This is a genomic window from Anaerohalosphaeraceae bacterium, assembly GCA_037479115.1.
Classification (GTDB): domain Bacteria; phylum Planctomycetota; class Phycisphaerae; order Sedimentisphaerales; family Anaerohalosphaeraceae; genus JAHDQI01.
In genome coordinates this window covers 1-14,672 of record JBBFLK010000001.1, presented here as the reverse complement: position 1 = coordinate 14,672, position 14,672 = coordinate 1, and the positions used below count along the sequence as shown (strand labels likewise).

The 14,672-nt window shown below is 56.8% G+C and carries 10 protein-coding genes and 1 riboswitch; of the genes, 8 read left to right on the top strand and 2 right to left on the bottom strand.

Going from position 1 to position 14,672, the window contains the following annotated elements:
* The first annotated feature begins 71 nt into the window (after positions 1 to 71).
* The 5 genes from rfaD to hpt all read left to right on the top strand — a co-directional run bounded on the left by rfaD (position 72) and on the right by hpt (position 6,395).
* Positions 72 to 1,046, top strand: coding sequence for an ADP-glyceromanno-heptose 6-epimerase (rfaD, locus tag WHS88_00050; GenBank protein ID MEJ5258564.1), 975 nt, complete (start codon positions 72 to 74; stop codon positions 1,044 to 1,046).
* 11 nt (positions 1,047 to 1,057) lie between these two features.
* Positions 1,058 to 1,612 (top strand): hypothetical protein, encoded by a 555-nt coding sequence (locus WHS88_00045; GenBank protein ID MEJ5258563.1) that lies wholly within the window; start codon positions 1,058 to 1,060, stop codon positions 1,610 to 1,612.
* Between the two features lie 96 nt (positions 1,613 to 1,708).
* On the top strand, positions 1,709 to 4,435 hold the full coding sequence (locus tag WHS88_00040; protein MEJ5258562.1) for a right-handed parallel beta-helix repeat-containing protein: 2,727 nt from the start codon (positions 1,709 to 1,711) through the stop codon (positions 4,433 to 4,435).
* 302 nt (positions 4,436 to 4,737) lie between these two features.
* Positions 4,738 to 5,853: a Xaa-Pro peptidase family protein gene (locus WHS88_00035; protein MEJ5258561.1), complete on the top strand. Its 1,116-nt coding sequence runs from the start codon at positions 4,738 to 4,740 to the stop codon at positions 5,851 to 5,853.
* Entirely contained in the window at positions 5,850 to 6,395 is a 546-nt protein-coding gene (hpt, locus tag WHS88_00030) for a hypoxanthine phosphoribosyltransferase (protein ID MEJ5258560.1), read from the top strand. The genes WHS88_00035 and hpt overlap by 4 nt, the downstream gene beginning before the upstream one ends.
* Before the next feature lie 85 nt (positions 6,396 to 6,480).
* Here the strand turns inward: hpt and WHS88_00025 are convergent, their stop codons facing one another.
* A complete protein-coding gene (locus tag WHS88_00025; protein ID MEJ5258559.1) occupies positions 6,481 to 9,153 on the bottom strand; it encodes a glycosyl hydrolase in 2,673 nt (890 codons plus the stop codon).
* Between the two features lie 262 nt (positions 9,154 to 9,415).
* On the bottom strand, positions 9,416 to 9,970 hold the full coding sequence (locus WHS88_00020; protein ID MEJ5258558.1) for a lipid-binding SYLF domain-containing protein: 555 nt from the start codon (positions 9,968 to 9,970) through the stop codon (positions 9,416 to 9,418).
* A gap of 138 nt (positions 9,971 to 10,108) precedes the next feature.
* Positions 10,109 to 10,225, top strand: a riboswitch (TPP riboswitch).
* Between the two features lie 51 nt (positions 10,226 to 10,276).
* Here WHS88_00020 and thiC point away from each other — a divergent pair.
* From thiC to WHS88_00005, 3 genes are all read left to right on the top strand, one after another.
* Positions 10,277 to 11,590 (top strand): phosphomethylpyrimidine synthase ThiC, encoded by a 1,314-nt coding sequence (thiC, locus tag WHS88_00015; protein ID MEJ5258557.1) that lies wholly within the window; start codon positions 10,277 to 10,279, stop codon positions 11,588 to 11,590.
* A gap of 173 nt (positions 11,591 to 11,763) precedes the next feature.
* A complete protein-coding gene (locus tag WHS88_00010) occupies positions 11,764 to 13,410 on the top strand; it encodes a hypothetical protein (protein ID MEJ5258556.1) in 1,647 nt (548 codons plus the stop codon).
* 206 nt (positions 13,411 to 13,616) lie between these two features.
* Positions 13,617 to 14,636, top strand: a complete 1,020-nt coding sequence (locus WHS88_00005) for a hypothetical protein (protein MEJ5258555.1) — start codon at positions 13,617 to 13,619, stop codon at positions 14,634 to 14,636.
* Positions 14,637 to 14,672: the final 36 nt, after the last annotated feature.

Genomic DNA, 14,672 nt, shown 5'->3' with positions numbered 1-14,672 from the left:
TTGACAAACCGCCCCTGCCCCGATAGGGTACAAGAAACAAAACTTGATTCTTTTTATCAGGAACAGACACCATGATTATTGTAACAGGCGGGGCGGGCTTTATCGGCTCGGCCATTGTAGCCGCTCTCAATCAGCGCGGCATCGAAGATATCCTCATCGTCGATGAGCTCGGCAATGATGAAAAGTGGAAAAACCTCCGCAATCTCCGCTTTGCCGACTACCTCGAACTGGATGACTTCAGCGACACCGTTACCAACTCCGACGAGCCCTGGCAGGTGGAGGCCGTTTTTCATATGGGCGCCTGCTCCGACACCACCGAAACCGACGCCACCTACCTGGTCAAAAACAACTACGAATTCTCCAAGCTCCTGTGCAACTGGGCCCTGTCCATCAACACCCGCTTTATCTACGCCTCCAGCGCCGCCACCTACGGCGACGGCTCGCAGGGCTTTTCCGACGACGAAGACAAAATCGAGCTCCTCCGCCCGCTGAACATGTACGGCTACAGCAAGCAGATGTTTGACCTCTGGCTGAAGCGTCAGGGGCTGCTTGATCAGGTCGTCGGCCTCAAATACTTCAACGTCTTCGGCCCCAACGAATACCACAAGGGCGATATGCGCAGCTTCGTCCATAAGGCCTTCGAGCAGATTCGCGACACCGGCAGGGTCAAACTCTTCAAATCCCACCGGCCCGATTACGGCGACGGCCAGCAGCAGCGCGACTTCATCTATATCAAGGACGCCGTCGAAATGACCCTCTTTTTCGCCGAGCACCCCGAAGCCAACGGCCTCTACAACATCGGCACCGGCCGAGCCCGCACCTGGAACGACCTGGCCCGCGCCGTCTTCGACGCCATGGGCAAAGAAGTCCGCATCGACTACATCCCGATGCCCGAATTGCTCCAGCCCAAATACCAGTACTTCACACAGGCCGATATTTCCAAACTCCGCGCCGCCGGCTGCAAAACCCCCATTACACCGCTCGAAGAAGCCGTCCGCGAATACGTTCAGGATTATCTGCTCAAAGACCGCTACCTCGGCGCCTGACCGAACCGCTTATGCCGTACACGCCCTATCATTTCGGCCTGAATGGTTTTGTCGGTCTGCTGTTCCGCCGCCGGATGGATGTGCCGATGATTCTGCTGGCCAATGTCCTGCTCGATGTGGAAGTCCTGGCCGCCGGCTGGTTCGCCTATGAGGGACACGTCCACCAGTTCCTCCGCCTTCACACCCTGCTGGTCGGCGGGGCCGCCGGCGCTGCAATGGGGGCGGCGGTGTACTATCTGAAACCCCTGCGGAGGGTATGCGAATTGGCTATGGCTCTTGTCGGCCTGCCTTACCGGGCCACGCTTCTGTCAATGACGGTCGGCGGTCTGCTCGGCGCCTGGCTCCACGTGCTCATCGACGCCCTCTATCACCTCGACGTCCAGCCCCTTTGGCCCTATACCCGCAATCCCTTCATCCGAAACTTCATCGGCCCCTTCGGCCTTTACTACCCCACGATTCAGCGCTATGTCCGAACCCTCTGCATCGCCTTCTGGGGCCTTTTTCTCGCCCTTTACCTCTGGCTCATCCTCAAAAAAATCTACAAGGCCTGGCGCTCCCCCGCCTGACACAATACAATTTGAAACCTCTGACTTTGTACAGTACAATGCGGTTTCGAGAGAGTTCGGCGGCAAAACACCAACCCAGCAATAAGGAACCGCATCATGAAACAGCAAAAAACGCAGATTCGGCTCTTGGCTTTCGCATCGGTACTCTTTTTGACTGTCGGTACCGCACTTTATGCGCAGGAACCCGAACAAAAGGATGTCAATCTCGAATCCGCCAAGCGATGGCAGGAGACGATGGAGCAGTTCCGCCGTCAGGATGCCCTCAATTCTTTTCCCTCCGATGCCGTGCTCTTTGTCGGCAGCTCCAGCATCGCCCGCTGGCCGACGCATACCTGCTTCCCCGAATTTCCCGTCATCAACCGCGGCTTCGGCGGCTCCATTTATTCCGACATTACCCACCACGCCCAGACCGTGATTTTTCCGTACAATCCGCGTCTGCTGGTCCTCTACTCCGGCGACAATGACCCGTTCTGGGGCAAGACCCCCGAACAAATCTTTGAGGATGTCCGACAGCTGCTGGCCCTGATTCGAACACGTCTGCCGCAAAACCCCGTCATCCTGATGGCCGTCAAACTCAGCCCCGCCCGCATCGAACGCGCCGCCGACTATCTCCGCTTCAATGCCATGCTCCGCACGCTCGCCCAGTCCGATGAGCGGCTTTTCTTTTTTGATTCGGCCTCGGTTCTGCTCAACAGCGAAGGCCAACCCGACCCGCAATACTTCACCGATGATAACCTGCACTTAAATGAAAAAGGATATCAGGTTTGGTCGGATGCCCTTCGGCCGCTCATCGCCCATTTGCTCACGCGGCCAAACGAACAAACCCTGTACGTCTCGCCGACCGGCAATGACACGGCGCCGGGCACCTTCGAGGCACCGGTGCGGACCCTCGAACGCGCCCTCGAATGGCTTCGTCAAACCCCGAAAAATCGGCCCCGGACCGTCATCCTGCGCGGCGGACAATATCCCCGCACCCAGCCGCTGGTCCTCAAGCCCGACCACTCCGGAACAGCCGACAGCCCCGTCACATTTCGCGCTTATGAAAACGAAAAACCCCTCCTGACCGGCGGCCGTCCGATTGTCGGCTGGCAGCCGCACAACGAACGCATCTGGAAGGCGGAAATCCCCGAAGTCAAGGCAGGCAAGTGGTCCTTCACCCAGCTGTTTGTCAACGGCCGCCGACGGATGCGGGCCCGCACCCCCAACGAAGGCTTCTTCCGCGTGGCCGGCTTTCCCGACGAGGGCCATCAGAAACCCTACAATACCCCTTCGCGCTGCTTTGCCTTTCGGCCCGGCGATCTCGACCCCACCTGGACAAACCTGAAAGATGTTGAAGTCATCGTCTTTCACTTTTGGACCGACACCCACCTGCCGATTGAATCCATCGACGCCGACAAACATATCGTGACCTTTTCGTTCCCCTCCGGAAAACGCTTCACGGATGATTTCACGCAGGAAGGGGCCCGCTACATCGTCGAAAACGTCCGGGAAGCCCTCGATGCCCCCGGCGAATGGTACCTGGACCGCACAACCGGCACGCTGTATTATTGGCCGATGCCGGATGAGAACCTGCCCGAGGCTCAGGTGATTGCACCGGCGGCGCCGGCCCTGCTGCGGCTCGAAGGAGACCCCCTCGCCCGCCGATATGTCGAACACATCCGCTTCGAGGGGCTTCATTTTGCCCACACCCAGTGGTCCCTGCCGCCCGGTAACTGCAACAACGATCAGGCCTCCGCCTCTGTTCCGGCCGCCGTATCCTTAACCGGCGCCCAACACATCCGGTTTGAACGCTGCACGTTCGGACGGCTGGGAACCTATGCCGTCGAATTCCTCGACGGCTGCCGGAACAACTCCTTTACGCAAAACCGGATTTTTGATGTCGCCGCCGGCGGAATCCGCATCACCGGCGGAGAGGCACACGCCCACCCGCTCCTGCGCACCGGCGGCCATACCATCGCCGACAACCGAATCGGCCCCTACGGGCTGGGCTTTTATTCGGCCGTCGGCATCCTCCTGATGCATACCGACAACAACACCGTCGAGCACAACGAAATTCATCACGGCTATTATACCGGCATCTCCGTCGGCTGGAGCTGGGGCTATCAGCGCAGCGTCAGCCGCGACAACCGCATCGCTTACAACCACATCCACCACATCGGCCAGGGCCTCCTGTCCGACATGGGCGGCATCTACACCCTCGGCGTCTCGCCGGGCACCGTCCTGCTCGGCAACCGCATCCACGACATCGACGCCAACCGATACGGCGGATGGGGCATTTACAATGACGAGGGCTCCAGCCACATCCTCATCGAGGACAATCTCGTCTATAACACCGAGTTCGCCGGCTACAACATCCACTACGCCAAGGAAATCACCGTCCGCAACAACATCTTTGCTTTCGGACGGCTTCACCAGCTCAGCCGCGGCGTCGTCGAGCCCCACATCAGCTGCTTTTTTGAACGCAATATCGTCTATTATGAAACCGGGACTCTTTTCGACGGAAACTGGAACGACAAACCCTACGAATTTTATTATCGCCCCAGTGCGCCGGCGGAAAAAACAGACAGTACCTTTGAGATGGACTGGAATCTCTATTTCAATCCGAACCAGCCTCTTGAGCAGGTGCAATTCGGCGGCCGAACCTTTGAAGAATGGAAAAAGGCCGGCAAAGACCTCCATTCCCGCTGGGCCGACCCGCTGTTTGTTGATGCCAAAGCCGGAGATTTCCGCCTGCGTCCGGACTGTCCGGCCTTTGAACTCGGATTTCGGCCGATTGACCCCGACCGCGCCGGCCCGCGCCGCAGCGTCCCTGAGGCGGACTAACCCCCCGGATTAATCTGGGCTATGACGACAGGCCCAAGTCCTTAACAGCCGGAGGCAAGATAAAAAAACGGGGCGGAGACCCGTCGTCGGACCGCCGCCCCGCCGGAGCGTCCATGCCATGGAAAAGACAGGAGAGGAGATTGCTTATCAAAACCCCGACTTGGGGAACTGCACATCTCTCTACATAGAAATTATACGAAATAAAAGCCCGCGATGACGGCAAAAAATCTTTTTGCCATTTCCGGCCGAAACCGGTATTTTACGGCCGGTTTGACCCTATTTTTCACCCTGGGAACTATGGTATGGACAAAAAACTGATTCAAAATCGTCTCAAACAGCTTCGCACGTTTCTGCGGGAGAAGAACCTGGATGCTTTGGTCCTGACCAAGGTCGAGAACGTCCGATATATCACCAATTTTTCCGGACACGACAGCTGGGTTTTGGTCACGGACAGGGCCCCGATTCTGCTGACCGACAGCCGCTATACGGAGCAGGCAATCGGGGAATGTCTGGGCTGCCGAATTGTCGAGCGGAAAAAGACCATCACGGAGGCCCTGGCCGAGGAGGTCAAGCGGCACGGCAAAATCCGCCGGCTGGCCGTGGAAAAAACCATTTCCGTCGGGACGCTGCTGCGCATCCGCAAGGCGCTTCATCCGCTCGGGGCCGCTGTGGTCTGCGCCGACGGCGCCGTCGAGCAGATTCGCCTGACAAAAACGCCCGCCGAAATCCAAACCATCCGCAGGGCCGCACAAATCGCCTGGGAGTGCCTCGATGCGGCCCTCAGGGCCCTGCGAACGGGAATGACCGAACAGCAGCTGACGGCGCATCTGGAATACGAAATGCGCATGCGCGGCGTCCGGCCCGGTTTTGACACCATCATTGCCTTCGGCCCCAACGGCTCCCGCAACCATCACCAGCCCACCGGACGCAAACTCCGTGCACAGGATACCATCCTGATTGACTTCGGCGTCAGCGTCAGCGGCTACACCTGCGACATCACCCGCAGTTTCGGCTGGGGCGGGGTTTCCGGTGCGTATCGGCGGGCCTGGGAGGCCGTCTATGCCGCCCAGCAGGCCGCCATCGCCAAACTTCGTGACGGCGTCCCGGCGGTGGAGGTAGATGCCGCCGCTCGGGAGGCGATTCAGCAGTCCGGCTTCCCTGTGTACGGCCACGGTACCGGCCACGGACTGGGGCTGGAGGTGCACGAGATGCCGTATCTGACGCCGCTGGACAAGAAAACACGCCTCAAAGCCGGACAGGTCATCACGATTGAACCCGGCATTTATCTGCCCGGACGGTTCGGCATTCGTCTGGAGGATGATGTGCTGATTACCAAGACCGGCGCGGAAGTCCTCACCACGGACCGAAAAACCGGATACAGCTGCGGCTCGCTGCAGATTCTGAAAGGCCGACCGTGACCGCTCAGGATTCCAAACCCTACGAGCGTATCCTTGTCTCCGCCGAACAGCTGGCCCATACTGTCGAGCGTCTGGCCTCCGAGTTAAATGCCGCCTTTACGGATACCGACGAGGTTTTGGCTCTGGTGATTCTCGAAGGGGCTCGAATCTTTGCTTCGGATTTGCTGGGGCAGGTTCGTTTTCCCGTGCAGGTGGAGTACCTCAGCGCCTCCAGTTATCGGGGCACCACGCAGTCCAGCGGCAGTGTCCGGCTGAAGGGGCATCTGGAACTGGCCGACAAACTTTGCGGCAGAAAGGTTCTTCTGATTGATGACATTTACGACACGGGTCTGACGCTGGCGGCTGTTCAGGAGTGGCTGGGCACCTGCGGGCCCGCCGATGTGAAAACCTGTGTCCTCCTCGAAAAGCAAATCGCCCATACCAAACAGATACCGATTGATTTTCTCGGTTTGACAATTGAGGACTGTTTTGTCATCGGCTACGGGCTGGACTATCAGGGCCGCTTCCGCGACCTGCCCTTCATCGCCGTCCTGGCTCTTTAAGCCGATTGACGCGCCGAAGATTTCTCACAACAAAAAAACCGGCAGGTCCGCTTCGACAGACCTGCCGGCAAAGTCGGATTTTACCTTACCGAGACCGCGTTCGGGCTGATGCCTGATTGGAAGGCGGAGACTGACCATACGCATTATTCGCCCGGACCACATAATAATAGGTCGTCGAGGCGCTTAATCCGGTGTTGCTGAAACTGGTTTGGGTCGTCGTGGCAATCGCCGTATAGGGACCGCCGCTGGTGAGAGAACGATAGACCGTGTAGTTACTGGCACCCTGGGAGGCATTCCAGGCAAGGTTAATCTGGCTTCGACTCACAGCCGTTGCCGTCAGATTAGTTGGTGCGGCGGGAGCGGAAGGAGCCGGCCCGAAAATCTGACACTCCCAGAAACCCGCCCATCCGCCGGAAGGACTGACCCCGGTAACTGTGACCCGAACATACCGGGCATTTGCACTGAATGTATCGATACTCGTTCCGACGGCTGTTCGTGCTGTCTGGTCCACCAGAGTGCTGTAATTCACATTGTCATTGCTGATTTCGATGCGGTATTTATACGAACGGCTTGTCCCTCCATACCAGTGAATAACAGCCTTCCGAATCGGCTGAACGCTGCCCAGGTCCACAGACCACCATTGCGGATAGGCGGCGTCCGCCGCCGTCCAGCGTGTGCCTAATACATCTCCGTCATTTGCATTGGCAGGAAGATTCCCCGTCTGGTACGAGCCGGCAGACGTCGGCTGCCCATGTGACAAAAGCGGCTCTGGATAATACCGGTTATTCATCAGGTCCGAAATCTGTGCAGCGCTCAGAGCCGAATCCAGAAAGTAAACTTCGTCAATTTGTCCGGCAAACAGCGGGTCGGCGCTGAACTGGCTTTTGCCGATATAGTTGCACCGGGGTGCAAAAGCGGACGGTGCAATGGTTACGGAAGCATTCGAGGCGACAGCTGTACCGTTTATATACAGCACGGCCGTTGTTCCGCTGAGGGTCACGGCTACATGGGTCCACTGCCCGACTGGAAGAGCGGAACTTTGGACAATCTGTTCGCTGCCTCCGTTCTTGATGGCAAATCGAAAGGTGCCGCTGCCGGAGGAGGGCGTCAGAAACATATATTGATTCGTATCATTCCCGAAATCAAAAATGCGCTGCCAGGCCCCGCCGCCGTCCCAGAAAACCCAGGCCGCAAACGTAAAGTTCGTGCATTGGCCCAGGTTGGTCGGAAGCATCAGATAATCATCAACCCCGTCCAGCCACAAACTGTTCCCGTTGTACCCCGCTATCCGTTTGGGGGCTCCGTACACCAGAGGGTTGTTCCCGTTGCCGGATGTATCCCGGAAGTTATCCTGAAACTTATAGAGGGCAATGGCACACTTGCCGGAGCCGGGCACTTCCTGCCGATAGCCGATGGAAGAGGGCTTATCCCGATATACCGTGCCGGCTTGGGTGAGGGAACCGTCATCCCACTCAACCCGCCGGACGTCTTCCACCCAGTTATAAAGGGCATACCGTTCCACAAACGGGGCATTTTCCAGCATATCCACCATCGCCGAAACCGCCGCCGCCTGCTGGGCATAGGTGGGGTCGGCACAGCCGGTCCAGTTGGCTCCGTTATTCCATTCCGTCACCCAAATCGGCCTGCCCGTCCGGTCATACACCTCTTTGAGAAAATTATACATCTGATTGGCCGCCCCCGTCGGATTGGCCGGGTCATAGCACCAGTAATAGTGAATCGCCACAAAATCCACACGAAGGTCCGAAGCATCCGCCTGCTGAATAAACGGATACAGCCAGCTGCTGCGTCCGCCGTCTGTCGTCGCCGGAGAACCGACCCGAAGCCCCGTCGCCAGCAAATCCGGCCAGGACCAGATCGCATCCCCCACCGCAATATTCGACTGGCTGGCGCTGTCCGGTTCATTGTATCCGAGCAGATGACAGGCTCCGCGGGCCTGCCAGTCCTGAGACAATCCCGGCCACCAGCGGGTTTGACGAATCGGAACATATTCCTTGTCCAGGGTAGAGTTCTGGTCAATATTCCAGTTGTACCACCATTTGATATTCAGATTGGAGCCGATGTTGCCGGCAATTCCTTTTTTGCTGACCCATCGCCATGGGAACACCCGTACAAAATTGATGCGGTCTTTCAGTTTGGTCGGCAGAACTCCAATTTCCAAATCACAGTCCTGCGCCACATAATTCTTGCTGTAGCCCGTTCCGTTTTCATTCTGCGCGAACGTCACCATATACCCCCTCTTCAGAATGAACGAACGAATCGAAGAGGCCATCGGCCCCAGCAGAGCGGTATTGTAGGCAGTATATTGACTCAAATAGGCGGAATTGCCGGTAAAGTTTTCGCCCGTAAAGACCTGCAGCGGCTGAAAAGCAGACGAATGAGGGATAATCACCGCTCCGTCCGCATATTGAACCACGCGGACATTCGTATTCAGAACGGCCGGCTGACCGTTCACACGAATTTGGCTCAGATAATTCGAAACCGCGGCAGAAGGTTTAATCCTGTGCAGAAACAAAAAAGAATTGACGGAGTTCAGATGAACGGTGCAGTTGACCAGAGGCGCCGACGCGTCCGTCAGATGCAGTTCCGAAACCCCTCCCATCGTAACAACCGTATTGCTCAGAGACGTGTAGCGCTGCACGCCATCCACAATCGTAAGGTCCCCGACAGCCAGGAGAGAAAACACCAAAAGAAAAGAACAAAAACACAATCCAACCTTTCGTCTCACACCGGGGGACATACCAGACCTCCTTTCTTAAAAACAGTTTCCTTCCTGAAAGAGACGTTGAAGTCTCTATACACACTTGCCCTGAGGTCCTGGGGATTCACACTCCTCGGCTGTTTGTCCCTCTTAGCCCATTTCCTCTTCTCTTCAGCAGGATGCCCTTCTTCACCCCCCCCTTCGGTGCGGAACAGATGTTCCCTCCTCGGACATCCGATTTCTTTAAGTGCCTATCCGAATGTCCTTCTTTTTTACAAAAAAATTCTGAATTTTTTGAAAATTAATTCATCAATCGCGGGGCCGGTTCAAACTCAAACCGCTGTCCGCCGATAGACACATCCACCATCAGCCCCGTATCGGCCAGCACAAAGACCGCCATCCCGTCCTGATAGTCCGCTTTGGCCGCCGCCCCGACCGAAACCGCCGTGGCCGTCGCCTGCGCCGACAGAGTAAAATTGCCCTGCGTAAAAATCCGCAAATCCTGCGGAGACCGGAAAAAGATGATTTCCCGAAAATATTCTCCCCCGAATGAAAACCCCAGTGTCGCCTGCTTCATATCGCAGTAGCCGAGGAAACGTCCGCCTCTTTCAAACACCATCCCGCGTCCGTAGGCCCCGCCCACCAGAAAGGCCCCTTTGAAAACCTTCGGCAGAACGGCATAGCCCGCCGAACGGTCAAAATAACTTTGCAACGTCGGGTCGGCCCGCTTGAAATCGGCTATCGCCATCTGGACATCCAGCATCAGGGTTTCCCGCTGACCGGGCTGGCGAGGGCTGGCTGAACATCCTGCCAGAAAAGTCGCCGCTAACAAACAAATGCAATGCTGCATCCTCATTTTTGGGCTCCTTTCTTGCTTTCTGTTCTACAATCCAACTACCCGAACCGGAAAAAATTCTATCACGACAACGCCGGTTGACAATAGGAATCCAAAAATCTTTTTTTTGACCTTTGTGGTCCTCATTCGTATAATACTACAGTTCGCTGGGGGTGGTCATAAAAAAAAAGAGATGACCTGAGAAAAACCCTTCGAACCTGATCAGGCAAACCGCCGACGGCGGAGACCTGCGTAGGGAAGCGGCCTTTCAGAAGTCCCCTTCTGTGTTCGTTTCCCGCAAAAAAGAATCGAAAAATCGGAGCAGATATGGCCACACAATTGCAAGAAGCACGGGCGGGTCGGATTACCGAGGCGATGAAAATTGTCGCACAAAAAGAGGGATTGCGTCCGGAGATAGTCCGCGAGGAGGCCGCCGCCGGTCGGCTGGTAATTCCGGCCAACCGGATACATTTGTCGCGCAACCTCATCCCCGCCGGCATCGGTCGGACCGTCAGCACCAAAATCAACGCCAACATCGGATGCAGCAGCGTCCGCTCCGATTTGCAGCAGGAACTGGAGAAACTGAAGATTGCCCTCGAGGCCGGCGCTGATGCGATTATGGATTTGAGCACCGGCGGCGATTTGGATGAAATCCGCACGCGTCTTCTGGCCGAATGCCCCGTGCCGTTCGGAACCGTCCCCATTTATGAGGTTATCGTCGGCCGCGATGTGGAAGACATTACGCCCGACACCATCCTGAAGGTCATCGAAAAGCAGGCCGCCCAGGGCGTCGATTTTTTCACCATCCACGCGGGTGTCCTTCGCGAACACCTCGAACTGCTGGGCTCGCGGGTGTGCGGCATCGTCAGCCGCGGCGGAGCCCTGCTGGCCAAATGGATGCTCTATCACAACCGGCAAAATCCGCTCTATGAGATGTTTGACGAGCTGTGTGCAATCATGCGGGAGTATGATGTCAGCTTTTCGCTGGGCGACGGCCTTCGTCCGGGCTGTGGGGCCGACGCCACCGATGCGGCCCAGATTGCCGAGCTGCGGACGCTGGGCGAGCTGACCCAGCGGGCCTGGGAAAATGGCTGTCAGGTGATGGTTGAAGGGCCCGGCCACGTCCCCTTCAATCAAATCCAGTACAATATGGAGCTCCAGCAGCAGCTCTGCAAAGGGGCTCCGTTCTATGTGCTCGGCCCGCTGGTGACCGACAGTGCCCCCGGCTATGACCACATCACCAGCGCCATCGGCGGCACGGCAGCGGCCTATTACGGTGCTTCGTTTTTGTGCTACGTGACGCCGCGGGAGCATCTGGGGCTGCCGGACGTGAACGATGTGCGGCAGGGTGTCATCGCCGCCAAAATCGCCGCCCACGCCGCGGATGTGGCACGCGGGCTGCCCGCCGCCGTCCAGCGCGACCGCCGGCTCAGCGAGGCCCGCGCCGCTCTCAACTGGAAGGAGCATCTGGACAACGCCCTCGACCCCAAAACCGCACGGGCGATGTACGAGGAGGCCTGCGCTCACAGCCGCATCGGTCAGGAGGCCACGCAGGACGACTACTGCACGATGTGCGGCAAGCCCTGGTGCTCCCTGCGAATCAATAAAGAAATCCGGCAGCTTCAATTGGGAAAAAAATAGCCAAAGGCCCCCTCAAATCCCTCCGGCAATTTTGCAAACGGCCTGCCCTGCGGCGTATCCGCCCTCCTCTCGGCCGCGATGAAAATATTTGACAAAAAAGGCGCAAAAATCCTGTAATAGCCATAATAAGGAGAAGGAACATACTCTTTTTTCAAAAATCAGGAGGGTAAGTCATGAAAAAGAACGCCTTTTTTGTCCTCTCTGTCTTTACGGTTCTCTGCGGAATTTGCGCGGGCAGGGTTGCAGACGGCTGGAAAATCACGCAGATTACCAATCGTGATTTTATTGATTACTATTATCCGATAGTCATGTCAGGAAACAATCTGGCTTGGGTTGAATTTCATCCGGAGGGGTATCAGATTGTTTTCTCAGACAGAAGCTCTGTCATACAGGTTTCCAGTGGAAGCGGCATTGACCCTTGGAGGGGGTTTTCGCTTTCCGGCGGCAGTCTGGTTTGGGTGCAGAACAGTCAGATTATGTTCTGGAATGGGAGCGGTCCCGTACAGATTTCAAGCGGAACAGGTTTTTGCACCAACCCCAAAATCTCCGGAAATAACGTCGTTTGGGCGGAAACAGTTGACTTTCTGAATGCCCAGATTTTTTTCTGGAACGGCGGCACTCCGACACAGATTTCCAGCGGAAGCGGCATTTCTTATTATGAGTTCCTGGGCATTTCGGGCGGCAATGTGGTCTGGGTTCAAAACGGCCAAATTATGTTCTGGAATGGAGGGAGCCCCATGGCGATTTCCACCGGAGACGGGCCGAAAATCTCCGGCAGCCGCGTGGTCTGGCTGGAATCCGGACTGCTGATGTGCTGGAACGGCGTTTCGGCAGCCCCAATCCCGGAATCAGAGAATGCGTATCTGTACGATATTTCAGAAACCCTCGTCGTCTGGTGCAGCGACTGGCATGTGAAGGCATGGGACGGCAGTGAAACCCGCACGCTCTGGAAAGGGTATAAAAACAGAGAGCATCCGCCGGCTGTTTCAGGCAGCCAGCTTGTCTGGGAGGAATGGGCAAGCGATGTTCTTGAATCGTCCTATATGAGTCTTCATTACTCCGACTCTCACAACGGAATCCTCCTGACCGACATGCCGGGCTGCTCCCGGCCTGTGATATCCGGCACCGATGTTGCCTTTTTGGCCTTGGATGAGGACTACAAATGGCAGATTTTCCTCGCCCAGCCGGAAACAGCCGCGCCGTTTCAGCCCCTGTCAGCCGACATCAATAAAGACAACATTGTGGACCTGGCGGACCTGAGCATCCTGGCCTCGCAATGGCTCGGAGTCAGCAAAGAAAGGTTCCTCTACTTTTCCCTGAATACCAATCCGGGATGGACCTGTCAGGGCCAGTGGGCCTTCGGCAGACCTCTCGGGGGCGGCGGAACCCGGCACGGCTTTCCGGACCCTGTCAAAGGAAACACCGGCTCCAGTGTTTACGGCGTCAACCTCAGCGGAGATTATTCGGTTGCCGTGGGCGGACCGTATTATCTGACAGCGGGTCCGTTTGACTGCAGCGCGTATGAAAAAACAGAACTCCAGTTTGCCCGCTGGCTCAATTCGGATGAGGCCGGCTATGTCCGATGCACCGTGGAGGTCTCGACGAACGGAACCGACTGGTTTGTCATCTGGACCAACGCGGAGGGGCAGGAACATACAGAGAACCAGTGGCAAACCGTCGCCTATGACATCAGCTCCATCGCTGACGGCCAGTCTGCGGTTTTGATTCGATGGGGATATCAGATTCGAGACAAGCGAGCGTGGCCGTATTCCGGCTGGAACATTGATGACATCGCCCTGTACGGACAGAAAACCCTGTAGCCGGAACTCCGACAACATCCTGTCTTTGACGGCTTGTTCTTCCGTTTACCCTGTCCGCCTGCCGTCTCCCGGTTTGAATAATCGGTTTTGTTTATCAAAAAAACCGGGCTGCGGTTCTCTCTTCGAATTTCGAATTTTGGATTTCGGATTTTTTCCTCTTCGGATATAATCTTTCTGCCCGATGTTTTTGGTTTTGGGAGGATTCGATGGTTGCCTCAATCAGTACCGGTCTGGCCGGTCTGGATGAAATCCTTTGCGGTCTTCGCTGGGGCGACAACGTCGTCTGGCAGGTGGACCGCATCGAGGACTACCGCCGCTATGCCGCCGCCTTTGTCGAAAAGGCCCTGGCCGACGGATACCGCGTACTTTACATCCGCTTTGCCGACCACGAACCGCTTCTGCCCGAGCATCCCGGCATTCAAATCATCCGGCTGGATGCCGAAGGCGGATTTGAGAGTTTCTCCAGCCGCATTCATCAGATTATCTCCGAAGCCGGCCGACTGGCCTGCTACGTCTTCGACTGTCTGTCGGACCTGCTCAGCGCCTGGGCCACGGATCTGATGATCGGCAACTTCTTTATGGTCACCTGCCCCTACCTGTACGAATGGGACACGCTGGCCTACTTCGGCATCCTCCGCAACCATCATTCCTTCCATACTGTTGCCCGCATCCGCGAAACCACCCAGCTGCTTCTGGATGTCTATCATCTGCAGGGTCAGGATTATGTCCATCCGCTGAAGGTCTGGCGGCGCTATTCGCCGACGATGTATCTGCCTCACATCCGTCAGGGAGAGAAGTTTGTCCCTCTCAGCAGCAGTCTGGACGCGGCTCGGCTGTTTTCGCATCTGTCCGAGCAGGGCCTGCAGCGCACCGAACGCATTCTGGATTATTGGGACCGACTTTTTCTGGAAGCGCAGGACCTGCGGGAGCTGCCGGCCGATGCTCCGCAGGTTCGACAAATGGTGGAACAAATCTGCCGCGTGATGGTCGGACGCGAAAAACGCATCGGACAGCTGGCCGGACTCTATCTGACCCTGGAAGACCTGCTGGCCGTCAAAAGCCGGCTGATCGGAAGCGGCTACATCGGCGGCAAGAGCGCCGGCATGCTCATCGCCCGACGCATCCTTCAGAACGACCCGTCAGAAAACTGGCAGGAACTGCTGGAACCGCACGATTCCTTCTATATCGGCTCCGACGTCTTCTATACCTACTACCGTTTCCATTAAATAAGTTTTAGTTTTGTTGAGTTTGTTTATTGCGAT

What these genes read in the sequence shown, in the direction of transcription:
- WHS88_00010 (MEJ5258556.1), top strand. Translation starts at nt 11,764, where the DNA reads ATGAAAAAGAACGCCTTTTTTGTCCTCTCTGTCTTTACGGTTCTCTGC.
- WHS88_00025 (MEJ5258559.1), bottom strand. Translation starts at nt 9,153, where the DNA reads ATGTCCCCCGGTGTGAGACGAAAGGTTGGATTGTGTTTTTGTTCTTTT.
- WHS88_00035 (MEJ5258561.1), top strand. Translation starts at nt 4,738, where the DNA reads ATGGACAAAAAACTGATTCAAAATCGTCTCAAACAGCTTCGCACGTTT.
- thiC (MEJ5258557.1), top strand. Translation starts at nt 10,277, where the DNA reads ATGGCCACACAATTGCAAGAAGCACGGGCGGGTCGGATTACCGAGGCG.
- WHS88_00045 (MEJ5258563.1), top strand. Translation starts at nt 1,058, where the DNA reads ATGCCGTACACGCCCTATCATTTCGGCCTGAATGGTTTTGTCGGTCTG.
- rfaD (MEJ5258564.1), top strand. Translation starts at nt 72, where the DNA reads ATGATTATTGTAACAGGCGGGGCGGGCTTTATCGGCTCGGCCATTGTA.
- WHS88_00005 (MEJ5258555.1), top strand. Translation starts at nt 13,617, where the DNA reads ATGGTTGCCTCAATCAGTACCGGTCTGGCCGGTCTGGATGAAATCCTT.
- WHS88_00040 (MEJ5258562.1), top strand. Translation starts at nt 1,709, where the DNA reads ATGAAACAGCAAAAAACGCAGATTCGGCTCTTGGCTTTCGCATCGGTA.
- WHS88_00020 (MEJ5258558.1), bottom strand. Translation starts at nt 9,970, where the DNA reads ATGAGGATGCAGCATTGCATTTGTTTGTTAGCGGCGACTTTTCTGGCA.